The organism is Mycobacterium kyogaense, from assembly GCF_003254575.1.
GTDB classification, from domain to species: Bacteria; Actinomycetota; Actinomycetes; order Mycobacteriales; family Mycobacteriaceae; genus Mycobacterium; species Mycobacterium kyogaense.
In genome coordinates, this window is record NZ_QJUA01000007.1 from 156,190 (window position 1) to 173,258 (window position 17,069).

The following is a 17,069-nucleotide window of genomic DNA, read 5'->3' on the forward strand; positions in this document are numbered from 1 at the left end:
GGTGTCCCACGATGACCGCCGTCGAAAAGCACCGCAGCTTTTCCCTTACCTACAGTCCCGATTACGAGCAACAGCGTTGCGGCCCAGCCATTTTCGAGGCCCGCCAGTGTTCGTCCAACCGCGTCGCCATCGCGGTCATCGGCGAGATCGACGCGGTCAACGGTCGGGAATTCGGCCGCTACGTCCAACGACACACGCGTATCTCGAAACAGCTCGTGCTCGACTTGCGTGCCGTCGACTTCTTCGGCTCGGCGGGCTTCACCGCGCTCTACTACATCAGCGTGCACTGCACACGCAGCGATGTGGACTGGACGATCGTGGGCGGCGACCCGGTCCGCCGCCTGCTGTCGATCTGCGATCCGGACGGCGAGCTCCCGCTTGCCGCCGATCTGTCGTCGGCGCTCGCTCGTCTCGACCGACTGGGCCACGGCCTCGCGCACGTCATCTGGACCGCACAGGCGGGGTGGCACCGGCCGGCGAGCCGCACGACGATTCAGCGTATTCGCCGCTGACCGCCGTCCACCGCCCACGTCGTCGTCTCGGCCACAGACCGCCGGACGACGGCGGAGACATCCGGTGCATCGGCCGGTTGCGTGCCGATGCGGATCAGCATCTGCGCATGCCTCTGCCCGTCGAACACCTCACATGCCAACGCAACCCTGTCCCGCGCCGGACGCAGCGGCTCGGTCAACGCGCAGGACGCCAGCCCCATCGCCGTCGCCGAGAGGAGAACGCGGCTGGCCGCTTCCCCGGCACGCAGCCGGGCCGCGTCGCCGTCGTCCTCGGTGCCGAGGGCGAGCAGCACACCGTCGGCGGGAGCCGCGGACGTCTCCGCGGGGTCGCCGTAGTGCAGACGCACCTGCCCGGTGTCGTCGCGGTGCCATCGCGCGGCGGGGACGACCCCCAGCTCGACACCGCGGCGCGCGGCACGCACCAGCAGCGTTTCGACCGTCGTCTCGGGGAGGGCTGCGGATGCGTATTGACGACGGTCCGATCTGCGGCGGTGGATGACGTCGGCGAGCTCACGAGCGGCCGGCATCGGAGCGGATTCGATCATCTCGAAGGTGGCCAAGCGCACGGGATCGAGCCTGGGATCGAGCCTGGGATCGAGCACGGTGCCGCCCGGGAAGCGGTGGATGCGGGTGGCCCAGCCGGCGGCGTCCAGCGCGATCGCGCAGTGGTCGAGCACCGCTCCACAGGCGAGCAGGACATCGCGTCGGTCGAAGGGTGAGTCGCCGAGCCGGCGGCTCCAATCGGCGTCCAGATGCAGGCCGTTCGGTTCGACGTGCCACGACCAGGGTTGGGAGTTCTGCGCCGACGGCGCCCAGCCGGCCGCCTCCAGCACCCGTTCCAGCGTCGCGGTATCGGGTCCGCTCGCCACCGCCTGTCCTTCCGCCTGGGGTTTCTCGCGGAGAAATCCTACGCGGCGAGCAGTCTCACCAGCCGGCGTTGCGCGCCAGGTCGACGGCGTATTGGTTGACGAATGTGCCTGCGCCGGGCTCACCCCGGCCACAGGAGCCGTCGGATTCGCCGGGTCGCTTCACCCACAGGAAGGCGTCGATCTGCGGGTTGCCGGTGTTCGCGGTGGGTGCCACGCCGAGCGCGCGTCCGGTCGGGTTACACCAGTACAGCGGATCCCCCTCGACCGGTCCGGCACCGTTGCGCGAGGTGTCGATGACGAACGGCTTGCCACCGGTCATCCCGGAGATCGCCGAGCCGTAGCCGACCTCTTCGTCGGTGGTGAAGAAGTTCGCGGTGTTGAGGCTGAAGCCGCGCGCCTTGGCGACGCCCACCTGGTTGAGCCGGTTGGCCATCTCCTCGGCGCTGACCCAGCGGGAGTGGCCGGCGTCGACGTACACGGCGGTGCCGGGATTGCGCGTCAGCGTGTCCACGGCGTAGGAGATCAGGTCGAATCGCTCCTGCCGCTGATCGCCGGAGAGGCAGTCGGCCATCGCGAGGGCGTCGGGTTCGAGGATCACGGTGGCCGGCCCGCCGCCGATGGCTCCCGCGACACCGTCGATCCAGTTGCGGTAGGCGCCCGCGGACCCGAAGCCGCCCGCGGCGAAGCTGCCGCAGTCGCGGTGCGGAATTCCGTAGAGGGCGAGGATCGGCATGGTGCCCGCCGCCTGAGCGGTCGCGATGTACTTCGCGTCCACTGCGGGTGTGGACAGCTGATCCATCCAGTACGCGGTCGGCGTGTTGACGACCCGGTCGAGCACGGGGTTGCCGGCACTGCGCGCTGCCCGGACGCCCTTGGAGTCGGGGTTGACGTAGAACGGCAGGCCGGCCAGCGGGTTGGCGTCGGCGGCCAGGCGCACGGTGTCGGTACGCAGATCGGCGGGCGCCGGTCCTGCGAGGGCGCCGGCGGTGGCCACGGCGGTCACGGCGATGACAGGGGCCATCCACCGGGCGAGCGAACTGAGCGCGGGAAACGTCACGCCGACGAACGTATCGAGGCTTCTCGTCCGACGCCAATCTGAGCGGGCCTCACGTGGTGACGGCGGTGCCGCAGATTCCACACATCTCGAACTCCTGTCGTTTCCACCGCATCAGCGGAACGAAGAAGACGCTGAACTGGCGGAACTGGCGCATCCGCGTCCACTGCGTGGTGTTGTGGCATCGAGGGCACGTCCGCACGCCTCCCGCGCCGAGGGGTTTGCGCTTGGTTCCGATGCCGAACAGCAAGAACAACACCACACCACCGTAGCGACGCCGCCGGAATAGGTGACATGTCACCCATGTTGTAGGGCACGTCCACCGCGAAGAAGGGAAACATCATGGGACAGCTGGAAGGCAAGACCGCACTGGTCACCGGCGGGACATCCGGAATCGGACTGGCCACTGCTCAGCGACTCGCAGCCGAGGGTGCGCATGTCGTGATCACCGGGCGCCGGCAGGAGGCTCTCGACGCGGCCGTTGCGTCGATCGGCGACGCAGCGACCGGCGTGCGCAGCGACGTGTCGAAACCCGAGGAACTCGACGCGGTCGTCGAGGCCATCGAGGCGCGCGGTGAAGGATTGGACGTCGTCTTCGCCAACGCCGGCGGCGGGGAGTTCGCCGCGCTGCCGGATATCACTGTCGAACACTTCACCACCACGTTCACCACCAATGTCGGCGGCACACTGTTCACCGTGCAGAAGGTGCTGCCCCTGCTCAATCGCGGCGCTTCGATCGTCCTCTCGGGCTCGACCGCGGCATCCAATGGGACACCGTCGTTCAGCGTGTACGCCGCGACGAAGGCCGCGATCAGGTCGTTCGGTCGCACCTGGGCCGCGGAGTTGGCGGGCAGCGGGATCCGGGTCAACACCGTCGTGCCGGGGCCTGTCGAAACCCCAGGGCTGGTCGGCTTGGCTCCGGGCAGCGAGCAGGAGCTCCTCGACGCCCAAGCCGCGACGGTGCCGTTGGGCCGGGTCGGCCGGCCGGAGGAGATCGCCGCTGCGGTGTTGTTCCTCGCCTCGGATCAGAGCAGCTTCATGACGGGTGCGGAAGTGTTCGTCGACGGCGGTGCAGAACAGGTGTGAATCACTCGGTCGGCGAGCCGAATTCCGGCGGCGGGAGGGTGCCCGCACGCAGCAGTGAGTCGTGGACCGTGGCCAGGATGTCGGCGAGCGCCGACTCCTGGCCACGGTCGGTGTCGGAGAAAACCGTCTCTCGGACCCAGGCCGCATGGATCGGAACGGCGGCTCGGAACTGGCGCACCCCGTCGGCGGTCAACGTGATGTCGGTGGCCCGGCCGTCGTCAGCCGACGGCAGCCGGTCGATCAGCCCGCGTGTGGCCATGCGCTTCAGGTGGTGTGAGAGCCGGCTGCGCTCCCATCCGATGACGGTGGCCAGGCTGGACAGTTGCGCCTTGCCGTCCGGCGCGTTGTACAGCGCATTGAGAACTGTGTAGTCCGCAAGCGACATCCCGCAGTCGCGCTGGAGGTGCCGGTTCATCTCGTACTCGATCCGGTGGTACACCCGCATGTAGCTGATCCACGCCCGCTGCTGGGAGGCGGTGAGCCCGTCGCCCGCCGCCCCCGCCGACCGTTCTGCCATGCCGATTAGTGTGCAATCCATGACTGCCGCAGCAGAAACGTCGCCGTTGGAAGCCCGGGTGGGCCACTACTACCAGATGGACGGCACGTACCTGGTCGGCCGCGAGAAGCTCCGCGAGTACGCCCGTGCGGTGCAGGACTATCACCCCGCGCACTGGGATGTCGACGCCGCCGCTGAACTGGGTTATCCCGATCTCGTGGCGCCACTGACCTTCACTTCGGCGCCGGGGATGCAGTGCAACCGCCGGATGTTCGAAGAGGTCGTGGTCGGCTACGACACCTACATGCAGACCGAGGAGGTCTTCGAGCAGCACCGTCCGATCGTGGCGGGCGATGAGCTGAAGATCGACGTCGAGCTGACGTCGGTGCGCCGCATCGCCGGGCGCGACCTGATCACGGTGACGAACACGTTCACCGATACCGCCGGCGAGCGGGTGCACACGCTGCACACGACGGTGGTCGGGGTGACCGCCGAGGACATCGGCGCTGACGTCAAGGTTGCAGTGCAGAAGGCGATGATGCACGACATGAACATCCTCGAAATCGGGGGATCTGAGGCGAGCTACGAGAAGACGGTGCGTCCCGACGGGGACATCACGGTGTCCGATGGCGGCTCGACGCGCACCCCGGGTTCACGCGCGTTCACCGACGTGTCGGCCGGCCAGGAGATCCCGGTGCACCACACCCGCCTGTCGCGGGGTGATCTCGTCAACTACGCCGGGGTGGCCGGTGATGCCAACCCCATTCACTGGGACGAGGACATCGCCAAACTCGCCGGGCTGCCCGACGTGATCGCTCACGGCATGTTGACGATGGGCCTGGGCGCCGGGTTCGCGTCGTCGTGGACCGGTGATCCGGGAGCGGCGCTGCGGTTCGCCGTCCGGCTGTCGGCGCCGGCGATCGTGTCGGCCAAGGAGGGTGCCGACGTCGAGTTCAGCGGCAAGGTGAAGTCGCTGGATCCCGAGACCCGGTCGGGTGTCCTCATCATCGGCGCGAAGTCGGCCGGAAAGAAGATCTTCGGGTTGGCCACCCTCGCCGTCCGCTTCAGCTGACCCACTGCGGCGCCGGCTCGGCCGACCCACCGATCCCACAGCCCACCTCCGGAATGTTTCGATGTCGAAGCGAGTTGTCCCCCCACAGATGCTTCGAATGCGAAGCACGTGATCGAGGAGGACACCATGAAGGCAGTGCGGTACCACGAGTACGGCGGCAGTGACGTGTTGCGTTACGAGGACGCTCCGCGCCCGACACCCGGCCCGCAGCAGGTGCTGGTCGAGGTCGCCGCCACATCGTTCAACCCGGTCGACGCGGGCATCCGGGGCGGCTACCTGGCAGAGGTCTACAAGGTCGACTTCCCCCACATCCCGGGTGTGGACGTGGCCGGCACGATCGCAGAGCTCGGCGACGGCGTGACCGGATGGGCGCTCGGCGACGCCGTGGTGGCGTTCCTGCCCCTCGACGCTGACGGCGCGGCAGCCGAGTACGCCCTGGTGCCCGCCGACGCATTGGCGGCGGCCCCCACGTCGGTGCCCCTCGTCGACGCCGCAGCACTCCCCGAGCCCGCACTGACCGCCTGGCAGGCGCTGTTCGAGATCGCCGGGCTCACGGCCGGGCAACGTGTATTGATCAACGGCGCCTCCGGAGCCGTCGGCGGCTACGCCGTGCAGTTGGCCAAGCAGGCCGGCGCACACGTCACCGCCACGGCGCGGGACCGCGACGCACAGCGGCTGCTAGATCTCGGCGCTGATCGCACGGTGGGATACCTCGACTACGACCGATCACCGATCCGCGTCGAGGGGGCACCGTTCGACGTGGTGCTCAACCTGGTCTCCACCACCGACTCGCAGACCGAGGCATTGATCAGCCTGATCGGAGACGGCGGTTTCCACGTCGGGACCATGGTGTTCGGACTCGAGAACCCGCCGCGGGGAATCCGCACCCAGCGCGTGTTCGTCCGCAGCGACGCCGCCCAGTTGGCTGCACTGGCGCACCGCGTCGACCACGGACATCTGCGCATCGAGGTCGCCGATCGCCGCCCTCTTGCCGAGGCCGCCGCGGTGCACGACGCCTCTGACGCGGGGCGCCTGCACGGCAAGACGCTGCTCGTCCCCGCGCGACACTGACGCCGGTCCGTCGGCGCGGTGTCTGCGGGGGGCGGCCGAGCGCGGCGGGCGAGCACGCATGTGGTCGCGCGCCGCGCTCATCATGTCTGCCAGTGCGCGTACATCTCGGGCGGACAGCGCGTCGAAGAGCAACTCCTGCACGACGTCGATGTGCCCCGGCAACACCGCGGCCAGCCGGTCACGGCCGCGCTCGGTGATCTCGACGACGGTGGCGCGCTGGTCCTCCGAGGACGCGGCGCGGCTGATCAGACCTTGCTTCTCGAGCAGCCCGGCCTGGTGCGTCAACCCGGAACGGCTGTAGACGACGCCGTCGGCGAGATCGGTCATCGTGAGCGGTCGATCGTTGTCCGAGAGTTTAGCGAGAATCTCGAATTGCACGTAACTCAAGCCCCCGTCGTCCAACAGCTGTTGACGTACCGCGTACTGCAACAAGCTGACCGACTCCATCAGTGCGAAGTACGCCCGCAGTTGGACGGGGTTCAGGGCGTCGGCCATGGCCCGACTGTAGTGCTTCGATATCGAAGTGCCAGGGCCTGACCGCGGGCACGCCGCGTGAGCCATCGCGGTCCGCGGATCACGTCGCGGGTCTGACCGCCGGGTCCAGAAGCCGCGGCGCCACCGCGACAGTCAGCGAAGCCTTTTCGAACGAACGGATCTGGTCCTCGGCGACGTCGGAGTCGGTCACCAGCGTGGCGCCGGCCGGAATCGGCGCCCACGCGTGAAAGGGCCTGCGCCCCAGCTTCTCTGCGTGGGCCAGCACGTAGACCGTCTCCGCGCGCTGCATCATCAGTTCCTTGAGCCGAGTCTGTTCCAGCTCCGCTTCGCAAATCCCCAGTTCCGAGTTGACCGCGTCTGCGCCCAGGAAAGCGCGATCGAACGTCAGCCGCTCCAGCGTCGCCTCGGCCAACGGGCCGACGAAACCCTGGCTGAGGTGCCGCAGAGTGCCGCCGATGCATTCGACACGGACAGCGTCAGCGTCGGCAAGGGCTTCGAGAGCGGTGAGACCAGCGGTCACCACCGTGAGATCGGCGACGGTGCGCAGGTAATCGCCCATCGCCCCTACCGTGGTGCCCGCATCGAGCAGGATGGTTTCGCCGGGTTGCACCTGCTCGGCGGCCCACTTGGCGATGGCGTGCTTGGCGTCGAACCCCTGCATCGCCCGCTGCCGGATCGAGGATTCCGGCTGCCGCCCGAGCGCGATCGCGCCGCCGTAGGTGCGCGCGATCAGTCCCTGTTCGGTCAGCAGGCTCAGGTCGCGGCGGATCGTCGACGCGGTCACGCCGAACTGGGCCGACAGTTCTTCGACGCTTGCCAGCCCTGTGGACCGGGCCAGCCGAATGATCTCAGCGCGGCGGCCCGTCGACCCACGTGGTGGCATCACCCACTCCTAATTGAGAACCGTTGTGCTGGTGGCAAGTTCGGCGGCCTGGCGCAGAGCTTCGACCATGCTACCCGCCTCCGCGATGCCTTTGCCCGCAATGTCGAAGGCCGTTCCGTGATCGACCGACGTCCGGATGACCGGCAGCCCGACCGTGATGTTGACGCCCGCCTCGATGCCGAGCACCTTGACCGGTCCATGTCCCTGATCGTGGTACATCGCCACGATCAGGTCGTAGTCGCCGCGGCCGGCGAGGAAGAAGGCGGTGTCGGCCGGCAGTGGTCCGTGCGCGTCGATCCCGTCGGCCACCAGCGCTTCGACAGCCGGCACGATCTTCTGGTCTTCTTCGCCGTAGCCGAAGAGCCCGTTCTCCCCCGCGTGTGGGTTGATACCGCAGAGCCCGATCTTGGGATGCGGATTGCCGGACCGCACGAGTGCGTCATGCCCGCGGCGCACCGTACGTTCCACCAGACCCGGTTCGATCTTGGCGACGGCGTCGAGCAGCCCGATGTGGGTGGTGACGTGGATGACCTTCAGCTTCGGCGACGACAACATCATCGACACCTCCTCGGTACCGGTCAGGTGGGCGAGAAGCTCGGTGTGCCCCGGATAGATGTGTCCTGCGGCGTGCAGCGCCTCCTTGTTCAGCGGCGCGGTGCAGATCGCCTGGACTTCGCCGCGCACCGCCAGTTCGCTTGCCACTCGGATGTATTCGTAGGCGGCGTTGCCGGCGACGGCCGACAGCTCACCCCAGGGCAGATCTGCCGGAAGCAGGTCGAGGTCGATGACGTTGATCCGGCCCGGCGCAACACGGGCGTCGCCGACCGTCTCGACCGCGACGATGTCGCACGTGATCCCCAGGATGTCCGCGGCTTGGGTCAGGCGCTTCGCATCTCCGATCACAACGGGGACGCACCACCCCGCGACGGCGTCGTCCAGGAGTGCAGGGACGATCACCTCGGGGCCGATCCCGGCGCCATCCCCCATGGTGACGGCGACGACGGGAAGTGCTGCGGTGCCGGAGTTCGGCGTCATGGTGGTGCCCTTCAACTGGTGGGTGGGTGAAACGTTCTGCGCACGAACGAAACTGAGGTGCGCGGTGATGTCGACGAAACTGTCGCGATCGCCGAAGCTTCCGGGGCGAGTCACGATTCGCCGACCGTCGGAGGTCACACTGACGACGGCTCCGTGGTGCACGACGTCGACCGGCCGCAGCGCGTCGTATCCGAGCGCGTCGATGACCGCGCGGGCGGTCTCCCCGCCGGTCAGGACGAAGTCGGGGCGGCGCGTCGCGGCGCGGTCACCGGCGGCCACGTACGAGCCCAGCCGGGTGGCCAGTTCTGCGCGCTGCGGTGCGGGAACCGATCCGCCGATGGTGAGGACGACCTGCGCGTGCGTGGCCAATGCCTCCGCCAGCCGGGACGATTCGGCGGTGCCCGTGAGGAGCTCGCCGGCTTCGACCGTGATCGGTACCGCACCGGTGTCGACGAGCGCCGCGACCTGTGCCGTCGCATTCCTGGCGCCGGTGCCCACGACAGTCAAAACAACTGAGGGACAATTGCTCTCGGCGATTGGTACAGGAGAGCTCGCGTCCAGTGTGCGCGCCAGCGCAGCCGTCAGCGCTGCGGTTCCGATCAACTGGACACCCGGTACCTGTCGAGCGGCGGCGAGCGCGGCATCGAGGTCGGAGTCTGAGGCCACATCGCAGATCGCCACCGCACCGTCGGCCACCGCAGCGGCGATATCCCCCGGCGACGAACAGATGCGGCTGGGGTGTCGCACGACGTCGGTGATCGACTCGGGCGGTGGTGCGGGCTCCAGGTGCCACAGGTCGGTGCGGTGCAGGGGAACGCCGTCGACATGGAGCACACCGTCGCGCACAGTGCGGCCGAGACCGGGGAGCCCGGCCGCGACGACGACCGGGCCGCGATCGGCCAGGACGTCCACGGTCGAACCGATGTGCCCGCGCAACAGTGAGTCGATCTTGACGATCGTGAGGCGGCCCGCGGGGCTGCGGTCGAGGGTGGCTGTCAGCACCGAATCCGTCTGTGCCGGCGCAGCTCCCCGCGTGTTCAGGTCGACAACGGTGACGCCGGAAAGATCCGCGTGCGCCGGGTCCAGCACGAGCCTCGCCTCGGGGATGCGGCCGAGGAAGGATGCGGCGGCCTCGGCGGCTCCGGAGAGGTCATCGGCGAGAACGAGGATGTCGGCGCAAGTGCTCATAGCGACAGGCCTGCACATTGGGTGATGACCTGGCCGGTGATGCTGCGCGCATCGGCGCCCAGCAGGAAGGCGACCAGGCCGGCGACTTCACCGGAATCGATGAGGCGCCCCATCGGTGGCACCGTGGCGGCAGTTCGTGCCCGGTTCGGGTCGGACAGCATCGGGGTGTCCGTGGGTCCCGGGGCGACGACGTTGACGGTGATGCCGCGCGTGACGAGTTCTGCTGCCCACGAGCGAGCCATGCCCGTGAGTGCGGATTTGGTGGCGGCGTACTGGCTCTTGCCGGGATTGCCACTCATCGTGCGGCTGCCGATCAGGACGATGCGGCCACCCTCGGTGATCCTGGCAGCGAGGGTGTCGACGAGCGCTTCGGCCGCACCGACGTGAATGCGCCACATCTGCGCACTGTGCCCGAGATCCAGTTCACCCACCGGCGCCGCGAACTGGACACCGGCCGCGTGGATGACCGCGTCGACGGTCTGCAGCCCAGCGAGGTGGCGCTGGATCTGGTCGAAGTCCGCCATATCGGTTTCGCACCAGTCGAAACGGTCGTCGTCGAGGGCGGGCTTGCGGCGACTGAGCCCCAGCACGCCCCAGCCGTCGGCGAGCAGCCGCTCGGCGATGGCCGCGCCGATGCCGGAGCTGACCCCCGTCACAACGGCTTGCTGGCTGGCTTGCTGGACGGCTTGCTGGACGGCTTGCTGGACGGCTTGTTCGACCTCGCTCATGTCGCGCTTCCGTACACCCACGAATTGTCCAGTCCGACATACTCGATCGCCTGGCGGAAGCGCGTGAACGCGACGTGCAGCGTCTGACCGTCCGCGCAGATCGACGGGTACGACAGCTCGCGGTTGAGCGCGTCGCGGGAGTTGTTGGACAGGCAGTAACCATCACCGTCTTCGACGGTGCGGCGGACGGGCCACGTCAGTCCGCCGTCACGGGAGATCGCGAGCGTCATCGGGGCCCGCGGGGCGCCCCAGAACGCGGTGCGCGCGTCGGCGTCGACCACCGACGGCTCAGGGGTGACAGGCTGCTGGGCGCCCTCGGCGAGTCCGTCGTCGTCGATCTCGTCGTACAGCGAGAGACGTCGGGCCGTGGCGTCGGCTGCACTCGAGTGGTTGTACACCAACGCAAGTCGATCGTCGGGCAGCACGACGAACTGGATCGAGGAGTTGTTGTTGGGCAGTTCGGTGGGCTGCGGCGCCGACCACGATTCGCCGTCGTCGGTGGACACGCTGCGGTAGATCGAATCGGCCCAGCGGCTCCGGAACAGCGCGACCAGTGTGCCGTCGGAGAGACGGCCGATGTTCATGTGTACGCAGCCGATGCTCTCGGGCACCACCACCTCACGCCAGGTCGATCCGGCGTCGTCGGAGATCAGCACAGCGCTGTAATCGTGGTTGCCGACCCACTTCTCGCCCGGGGTGCGCACACAGTAGAAGATCGGCAGCAGCAGTCGGCCGCTCGGCAGCACGGTCAGGGGTTGGCGGATGAACACACCCGCATGCGGGGTTTCGGCGACCATGGTGTGCACCGGGCCCCAGGTGTTTCCGCCGTCGTTCGAGATGCGTCGCTGCACCCGCGCGGTGTCCTGGTTGCCGGCGTGCTGCGACGTCCACAGCAGCCACACCTCACCGCCATCGCGGACGTGCAGCACGGGGTTCTGCTCGGACCGCGTGCTGTCGTCGGACATCTGCACCGGCTGCGTCCAGACCGTGTCGCCGGCGGGCAGTCGGGAGAACCACACGCTGATGTCTGCCACACCCTCCTGCGTACCCGAGAACCACACGCACGCCAGGGATCCGTCGGGCAGCATCGTGAGGTTCGCGGCGTGGTTCTGGATGTGCGGCGGCGGCAGCAACGTTTCGCGGCGGCCCTCTTCGGCGTGATCCCGCAGCACGCCGTCGGGATGCAGGGTGGTGGTGTCGGCGGTGGCGGTGCTCATGCGTTTCCGTTCAGCGTCACAGCGGCGAGGTCGTAGGAGTTGTTGGGGCGCAGGTTGATCCCGTCGATCCGAGTCCGGCGTCCGAGGACTGCCTTCGGGACGAAGGACCAGAGGCACGGGCAGGTCGCCCAGATCTGCCGTTGCGCGTCGGCGAGCAGAGCATCGCGGCGGACAGGGTCCACTTCTTCGGAGGCAGCCGTGATGGTCTTCGTGATGTCGGGAAACACGTACCCGTGGTAGGTGTCCCGGGTGGCCTCCTTGGCGGCGGTGCCTGCATACATCCCCTGCATGATCGTCAGCGCCAAGCCGGTGGGGCTGGGGTAGCCGTTGCCGAGGATGTCCCAGTCGCCGGCCTTACCCTGCCGCCACTGGGCAATGTCGCCACCGGGCTCGAACTGCTGGAGCACGGCGTTGACCCCCACGGCTGAGAGCATCTGCACCACCGATTCCATGATGTCGGTGTCTGCTGCGAATTCGCCGCTCTCCCAGATGATCTTGACGCGCAGATCATCGAGTCCCAGCGCTCGGAGCTCGGACTTGGCGCGGTCCGGATCGTAGGTGTAGCTGCCGGTTTCGACGGCGCCGGCCAAGCTCAACGGAATGACGCCGCGGGAGGCGGTGGCCGAGCCCTGCATGACGTTGTCGATGAGAGACTGTCCGTCGATGGCGTAGGTGAGCGCCCGGCGCACCCGCGCATCTGCCATCGGAGAGCTCGGGGGCTTGCGGAAGTTGTAGAAGAGCTGGTTCAGACGCACCCCGTCCGCATGCTGAACGGCCACGCCGGCCAGCCCGGAGATCTGGTCGGTGGAATCGGGGGTGATGGAGTCGATGACGTCGATCTCACCGCTGCGCAGGGCCACGACGCGGCTCGATTCGTCGGGCATGAACCGCACCCGCACCGATTCCACGTGCGGCGCTGGGCCCCAGTAGTTCTCGTTGCGCGCCAAGGTGTAGGTGCCCTGTCCGCGATCCGACTGCGTCACCACATAGGGTCCGGTGCCGACTCCACCGGAGAGGTCCTCGGGTTTGTTGGCCGCCGCCGGGGTGATCAGGATGTTGCTCATCAGGTAGTCGAGCACCGGCACGGGTCGCGTCGTGCGCAACGTGAAGCTGGCGTCGTCGATCTGCTCGACAGTGGGCCACTCGGGGAAGAAGCCCGCGACGAAGGATCCGTTGACCTGCGAGTACATCGACAGCGCCGTGGCCACGTCACGAACCTCGACCGGTGCGCCGTCCGAGTAGCGGATACCGGGCCGCAGCCGGACGTACCAGGTGGTCGGGTCCACGAGCCGGAACTGGTCGGCGAGCACCAGTCGGGGCTTGAGATCGGCGTCGATCTCGGTCAGCGCCTGTCGCACCGCGCGCTGCACGGTCAGCGCGGCGTCGTACTGCAGCAGCTTGTTGTCGAGCGTGTTCAGCGCCCGATTGAGACCGAGGCTGATCGTGGTCGGTCCCGGGCGTCCCGTCGGCGTGGCGCAGGACACCACCGCGGGAGCGATGGCCAGACCGGCACCGAACAGCAGGCTCGATTTCAGCATCGAGCGTCGCGACAGGCGACGATCGGCGAGCGATTCGGTCATCATCGACCCTCCAACTTCGACGGGGTTGTCGCGGTGACGCATCGAGATGCGCATGAGTTGTGATCGCGACCACAACAACGTAACCGTTTTGCGCGTAACACGCAATATTGAAATCCGTACTTGCGCGTTGTGCGCATCAGTGTCATTGTGATCTGGACGACAAACTCGTCACTTCACGGCCGCGACCACATCGCCGCGGCGGATCGAAAGGTCGACGATGACCGCACAGGCGCATCGAGAGGTCGGTGACTGAGATGGCCGATCAACTACTCGCGGCCCCACCGAAACCGGCTCCCCATGCCGGCATGGCTTGCCGCCGGTCGATGGACGCACTGCTCGGGCCGATGCCGGGCTATCTATTACGTCGCCTCGGCCAGAGCCTCCTCACGGTGTTCCTCACCCTGACAACGGTGTTCGTGCTCATCCGGATGGCCCCCGGCGATCCGGCCTACGCCCTGGCGGGCCCGCTGGCGAGCACCGAAGACCTCGCCCGCATCCGCACCGAGATGGGTCTCGACGAATCCGTCTTCGTCCAGTATCTGAAGTACCTGCAAGGGTTGCTGCATCTGGATCTGGGCACCTCGTACTCATTCCAGGCACCCGCGCTGGACGTCGTGTTCTCGCGACTCCCCTACACGGTCACCCTGGCGGTCGCCGCCATCCTCCTGACGACGGTCGTGGCCATCCCCCTCGGGGTCTGGATGGCCCACCATGCCGACACGCGTCGTGAGCTGGCCGCCAACGCCGCGACCATCGCCGGTCAGTCGATGCCCGACTTCTGGACCGGGCTGATGCTGATCACGGTGTTCGCCGTCGTGTTTCCGATCCTGCCCCCTGCCGGATTCACCACCTGGTCGAGCCTGATCCTGCCCACTGTCACGATCGCAGTGCTGCAGGTGGCCCTCATCTCCCGGATGGTCCGCCGCGAGATGGTCGGCGCGTTCCTCTCCCCCTACATCACCGTCGGCCGCGCACGGGGGGTGTCCGAACGCGAGCTGATCTGGCGCTACGCGCTGCGCAACTCGGCCATCCCCGTGCTGACCGCGCTCGGCACCCGCTTCGCGTCGATGCTCAACGGCGTCGTCGTCGTGGAGGTCGTGTTCGCATGGCCGGGCGTCGGCTCACTGGTGGTCCGCGCACTCGAGACACGCGATTACCCGCTCATCCAGGCCACCGTGCTGGTCACCGCCGTCCTGGCCATCCTGGTCCAGCTGCTGGTCGACCTCTGTTATCCACTCCTGGACCCGCGGGTCCGCCTCGGAAAGGGACGCGGCAAATGACCGGCGCATCAACCCCTCCGCAGACGATGGTGATCGAACCACCCGGTCAACCCCGTCCTTCTGCCGTCACCGAACGCGACATCGCCCGGGCCGGGGCCACCCGGCGCAGCCGCGACAGCCGCATCAAGATCTGGGTCGGCACCATCTCCGTGCTGATCGTCGTTGCTCCCGTGGCCTTGGCTCGCATCCTGCCGCTCCCGTCCCCCGACGCGACGAACCTGGCAGCGCGACGCTTGCCGCCGCTGACAGACGGCCACCTGTTCGGCACCGACCAGCTCGGCCGCGATCTGCTCGCGCGCGTGCTCTACGGCGGCCAGGTGTCGCTGCTCATCGGTCTTCTCGCGGTGCTGGTATCGGGCCTGATCGGGCTGACACTGGGCGCGCTCGCCGGCTACCGCGGCGGGTGGACCGACACCATCGTCAGCCGCCTGCTCGAAGCTCAGCTGTCACTTCCCCTGCTGATGATGCTGCTGCTCGTCGTCGCGCTGTTCGGGGCATCGATCCCGGTGATCACATTCGTCATCGCGATCGCGCAGTGGCCCGAAATCGCCCGCCTGACAAGGTCTCTGACCTTGGTCGAACGGGAGAAACCGTACATCGCGGCGGCCCACGTACTCGGCCTGGGCAACGGCGCGATCCTGCTGCGTCACATCGTGCCCAACATCGTCAAGCAGGTCTCGCTGGTGGTCATGCTGTTGCTCGCGCAGGCCGTGCTGCTGGAGAGTGCCCTGTCCTACCTGGGCGCCGGCCCGCAACGGCCTTTCGCCACCTGGGGCCGCATCATCTCCGACGGGCAGGACTACGTCACCACCTCCTGGTGGCTGGTCACGCTGCCGGGCCTGGTGATCGCCGTGCTGGTGGTGGGGGTCAACCTGCTGGGCGACGGCATGCGCGATCGCACCGGCGGATCGAAGGGTCCCCTCAAACGCTTTGCGCTGCAGCGGAAGGACAAGTGAGATGGGCAACCTGTTACGCGTCGACGAACTCCAGATCGAACTGATCACCGCGCGCGGGGTCGTCCGCGCGGTCGACGGCGTCTCGTTCTGCATCGATGCCGGCGAAACGGTCACCATCATCGGCGAGTCCGGCTCCGGGAAATCCACGACCGCCATGGGCGTCCTGGGCCTGCTGCCCACGGATCTGGCCGTGCTCTCCGGGCACGCCAGTTTCAAGGACTGCGACATCCTCGGCAACAGCGCGGCTTTGGCGAAGATACGCGGTCGCCACATCGCACTCATCCCCCAGGACCCGATGACGGCGCTCAGCCCGGTTCACACCATCGGCTCCCAGCTGCGCGACGCCATCCGCCACAGCGGGGTCACGGGGCGCACGGCTCAACGGGACCGCGCGGTCGAACTGCTCGAGCAGGTCCGCATTCCCCGTGCCACAGAACAACTCGGCAAGTATCCGCACCAACTGTCCGGCGGCATGCTGCAGCGCGTCTTGATCGCGGCCGCCCTCGCCGCCGGCCCGGAACTCATCGTCGCCGATGAACCCACCAGCGCTCTCGACGTCACCGTCCAGGCCAGCATCTTGGACCTGCTGCTGGAACTGCAGGAACGCACCGGGGTGGCGATGTTGATGATCACCCACGATCTCGGCGTAGCGCGGCTTATGTCGGACCGGATCTTCGTCATGAAGCAGGGCCGATTCGTCGAGGGCGGAAATGCCGACGAGCTGCTGGGTAACGCGCAGAGTCCCTACACCAAGCGCCTTCTCGACGCCGTTCCGCGCCTGGACGGCCACCCTGAACTGGAGGTTCCGGCATGAGCGAACCACTGCTGCGCATCGACGACCTGGTCGTCGAATACCCGGTCGCGGGGGGCGTCTTCCGCGCCCTCGACTCGATCAGCCTGTCCGTCGACAGGGGCACCTGCCTCGCCGTCGTCGGCGAATCCGGGTGCGGCAAGTCGACATTGGCCAAGTCGATCGTGCGCTTGGTCCGCCCCACCTCGGGACGGATCTGCATCGACGACGTCGACATCGCGACGATGTCGGAGCGGAAGCTCAAGCCCTACCGATCCAGGATCCAGATGGTGTTCCAGGACCCCTACGGATCGCTGGACCCCCACCTGTCCGCGGTGGACATCGTCGCCGAGCCGCTGCGTCTGCGCGGCGTGCGCAGCAAGAGCGAGCGCGAGACGCGCGCCGCCGCGCTGATCGACCGGGTGGGTCTGCCGTCCACGGCGCTGCACCGTAAACCGGCGGAGTTCTCCGGTGGTCAACGTCAGCGCATCGGCATCGCCCGTGCGCTGGCCAGCGAACCCGAGCTGCTGGTGTGCGACGAGGCGACCAGCGCACTCGACGTGTCGGTCCAGGCGCAGGTGCTCGATCTGCTGCGTGAGATCAGGCACGACACCGGTCTGACCTACGTGTTCATCTCCCACAATCTCGGCGTGGTGCGGGAGATCAGCGACACCATCGTCGTGATGCAGTCCGGTCACATCGTCGAATCAGGCAGCACTGCCGAGGTTCTGGCCCGCCCGACCCAGCCCTACACCGC

At 67.8% G+C, this 17,069-nt stretch carries 17 protein-coding genes and 1 pseudogene; 8 read left to right on the forward strand and 10 right to left on the reverse strand.

What is annotated here, in order from left to right; all coding sequences use genetic code 11:
• The first annotated feature begins 11 nt into the window (after positions 1-11).
• Positions 12-512, forward strand: coding sequence for an STAS domain-containing protein (locus DMB80_RS08030; RefSeq protein WP_111509348.1), 501 nt, complete (start codon positions 12-14; stop codon positions 510-512).
• Here the strand turns inward: DMB80_RS08030 and DMB80_RS08035 are convergent.
• From DMB80_RS08035 to DMB80_RS08045, 3 genes are all read right to left on the reverse strand, one after another.
• Positions 494-1,381: a nitroreductase family protein gene (locus DMB80_RS08035; protein WP_111509349.1), complete on the reverse strand. Its 888-nt coding sequence runs from the start codon at positions 1,379-1,381 to the stop codon at positions 494-496. The genes DMB80_RS08030 and DMB80_RS08035 overlap by 19 nt on opposite strands.
• A 55-nt stretch (positions 1,382-1,436) precedes the next feature.
• Positions 1,437-2,402 (reverse strand): glycoside hydrolase family 6 protein, encoded by a 966-nt coding sequence (locus DMB80_RS08040; protein WP_111509394.1) that lies wholly within the window; start codon positions 2,400-2,402, stop codon positions 1,437-1,439.
• Positions 2,403-2,487: 85 nt separating this feature from the next.
• A complete protein-coding gene (locus tag DMB80_RS08045) occupies positions 2,488-2,694 on the reverse strand; it encodes a zinc-ribbon domain-containing protein (RefSeq protein WP_110797957.1) in 207 nt (68 codons plus the stop codon).
• Between the two features lie 83 nt (positions 2,695-2,777).
• Here DMB80_RS08045 and DMB80_RS08050 point away from each other — a divergent pair, with 83 nt between their 5' ends.
• Positions 2,778-3,521 (forward strand): SDR family oxidoreductase, encoded by a 744-nt coding sequence (locus tag DMB80_RS08050; protein WP_111509350.1) that lies wholly within the window; start codon positions 2,778-2,780, stop codon positions 3,519-3,521.
• Between the two features lies 1 nt (position 3,522).
• On the opposite strand, the gene DMB80_RS08055 is transcribed toward DMB80_RS08050, so the two are convergent.
• Positions 3,523-4,038, reverse strand: coding sequence for a MarR family winged helix-turn-helix transcriptional regulator (locus DMB80_RS08055; protein ID WP_111509395.1), 516 nt, complete (start codon positions 4,036-4,038; stop codon positions 3,523-3,525).
• A 19-nt stretch (positions 4,039-4,057) separates the two neighbouring features.
• On the opposite strand from DMB80_RS08055, the gene DMB80_RS08060 reads away from it, so the two are divergent.
• Together DMB80_RS08060 and DMB80_RS08065 are read left to right on the forward strand one after the other, a co-directional pair.
• Positions 4,058-5,089, forward strand: a complete 1,032-nt coding sequence (locus DMB80_RS08060; protein ID WP_111509351.1) for a fused (3R)-hydroxyacyl-ACP dehydratase subunits HadA/HadB — start codon at positions 4,058-4,060, stop codon at positions 5,087-5,089.
• A gap of 126 nt (positions 5,090-5,215) precedes the next feature.
• A complete protein-coding gene (locus tag DMB80_RS08065) occupies positions 5,216-6,160 on the forward strand; it encodes an NADP-dependent oxidoreductase (protein WP_111509396.1) in 945 nt (314 codons plus the stop codon).
• Between the two features lie 12 nt (positions 6,161-6,172).
• Here the strand turns inward: DMB80_RS08065 and DMB80_RS08070 are convergent.
• The 6 genes and pseudogenes from DMB80_RS08070 to DMB80_RS08095 form a co-directional block, all read right to left on the reverse strand.
• Positions 6,173-6,655: pseudogene (locus DMB80_RS08070) on the reverse strand (MarR family winged helix-turn-helix transcriptional regulator); the annotation flags it as partial.
• Between the two features lie 79 nt (positions 6,656-6,734).
• The gene (locus DMB80_RS08075) at positions 6,735-7,538 is read right to left on the reverse strand and encodes a DeoR/GlpR family DNA-binding transcription regulator (protein ID WP_111509352.1); all 804 of its coding nucleotides are present in this window, start codon (positions 7,536-7,538) and stop codon (positions 6,735-6,737) included.
• A 9-nt stretch (positions 7,539-7,547) separates the two neighbouring features.
• On the reverse strand, positions 7,548-9,761 hold the full coding sequence (gene pdxA, locus DMB80_RS08080; protein WP_111509353.1) for a 4-hydroxythreonine-4-phosphate dehydrogenase PdxA: 2,214 nt from the start codon (positions 9,759-9,761) through the stop codon (positions 7,548-7,550).
• On the reverse strand, positions 9,758-10,489 hold the full coding sequence (locus DMB80_RS08085) for an SDR family NAD(P)-dependent oxidoreductase (protein ID WP_111509354.1): 732 nt from the start codon (positions 10,487-10,489) through the stop codon (positions 9,758-9,760). The genes pdxA and DMB80_RS08085 overlap by 4 nt, the downstream gene beginning before the upstream one ends.
• A complete protein-coding gene (locus tag DMB80_RS08090) occupies positions 10,486-11,706 on the reverse strand; it encodes a sialidase family protein (RefSeq protein ID WP_111509355.1) in 1,221 nt (406 codons plus the stop codon). The genes DMB80_RS08085 and DMB80_RS08090 overlap by 4 nt, the downstream gene beginning before the upstream one ends.
• Positions 11,703-13,289: an ABC transporter substrate-binding protein gene (locus tag DMB80_RS08095; protein ID WP_420812144.1), complete on the reverse strand. Its 1,587-nt coding sequence runs from the start codon at positions 13,287-13,289 to the stop codon at positions 11,703-11,705. Before DMB80_RS08095 ends, DMB80_RS08090 begins: the two co-directional genes overlap by 4 nt.
• A 302-nt stretch (positions 13,290-13,591) precedes the next feature.
• Here DMB80_RS08095 and DMB80_RS08100 point away from each other — a divergent pair, with 302 nt between their 5' ends.
• The 4 genes from DMB80_RS08100 to DMB80_RS08115 all read left to right on the forward strand — a co-directional run.
• Positions 13,592-14,566, forward strand: coding sequence for an ABC transporter permease (locus DMB80_RS08100; protein WP_240431063.1), 975 nt, complete (start codon positions 13,592-13,594; stop codon positions 14,564-14,566).
• Positions 14,563-15,522, forward strand: coding sequence for an ABC transporter permease (locus DMB80_RS08105; RefSeq protein WP_111509356.1), 960 nt, complete (start codon positions 14,563-14,565; stop codon positions 15,520-15,522). Before DMB80_RS08100 ends, DMB80_RS08105 begins: the two co-directional genes overlap by 4 nt.
• Position 15,523: 1 nt before the next feature.
• A complete protein-coding gene (locus DMB80_RS08110) occupies positions 15,524-16,336 on the forward strand; it encodes an ABC transporter ATP-binding protein (protein WP_111509357.1) in 813 nt (270 codons plus the stop codon).
• A partial coding sequence (locus tag DMB80_RS08115; protein ID WP_111509358.1) for an ATP-binding cassette domain-containing protein occupies positions 16,333-17,069 on the forward strand: 737 nt, incomplete at its 3' end. The genes DMB80_RS08110 and DMB80_RS08115, both read left to right, overlap by 4 nt.

What these genes read in the sequence shown, in the direction of transcription:
- DMB80_RS08030 (WP_111509348.1), top strand. Translation starts at nt 12, where the DNA reads ATGACCGCCGTCGAAAAGCACCGCAGCTTTTCCCTTACCTACAGTCCC.
- DMB80_RS08040 (WP_111509394.1), bottom strand. Translation starts at nt 2,402, where the DNA reads ATGGCCCCTGTCATCGCCGTGACCGCCGTGGCCACCGCCGGCGCCCTC.
- DMB80_RS08050 (WP_111509350.1), top strand. Translation starts at nt 2,778, where the DNA reads ATGGGACAGCTGGAAGGCAAGACCGCACTGGTCACCGGCGGGACATCC.
- DMB80_RS08055 (WP_111509395.1), bottom strand. Translation starts at nt 4,038, where the DNA reads ATGGCAGAACGGTCGGCGGGGGCGGCGGGCGACGGGCTCACCGCCTCC.
- DMB80_RS08060 (WP_111509351.1), top strand. Translation starts at nt 4,058, where the DNA reads ATGACTGCCGCAGCAGAAACGTCGCCGTTGGAAGCCCGGGTGGGCCAC.
- DMB80_RS08065 (WP_111509396.1), top strand. Translation starts at nt 5,216, where the DNA reads ATGAAGGCAGTGCGGTACCACGAGTACGGCGGCAGTGACGTGTTGCGT.
- DMB80_RS08075 (WP_111509352.1), bottom strand. Translation starts at nt 7,538, where the DNA reads ATGCCACCACGTGGGTCGACGGGCCGCCGCGCTGAGATCATTCGGCTG.
- pdxA (WP_111509353.1), bottom strand. Translation starts at nt 9,761, where the DNA reads ATGAGCACTTGCGCCGACATCCTCGTTCTCGCCGATGACCTCTCCGGA.
- DMB80_RS08085 (WP_111509354.1), bottom strand. Translation starts at nt 10,489, where the DNA reads ATGAGCGAGGTCGAACAAGCCGTCCAGCAAGCCGTCCAGCAAGCCGTC.
- DMB80_RS08090 (WP_111509355.1), bottom strand. Translation starts at nt 11,706, where the DNA reads ATGAGCACCGCCACCGCCGACACCACCACCCTGCATCCCGACGGCGTG.
- DMB80_RS08095 (WP_420812144.1), bottom strand. Translation starts at nt 13,289, where the DNA reads ATGATGACCGAATCGCTCGCCGATCGTCGCCTGTCGCGACGCTCGATG.
- DMB80_RS08100 (WP_240431063.1), top strand. Translation starts at nt 13,592, where the DNA reads ATGGCTTGCCGCCGGTCGATGGACGCACTGCTCGGGCCGATGCCGGGC.
- DMB80_RS08105 (WP_111509356.1), top strand. Translation starts at nt 14,563, where the DNA reads ATGACCGGCGCATCAACCCCTCCGCAGACGATGGTGATCGAACCACCC.
- DMB80_RS08110 (WP_111509357.1), top strand. Translation starts at nt 15,524, where the DNA reads ATGGGCAACCTGTTACGCGTCGACGAACTCCAGATCGAACTGATCACC.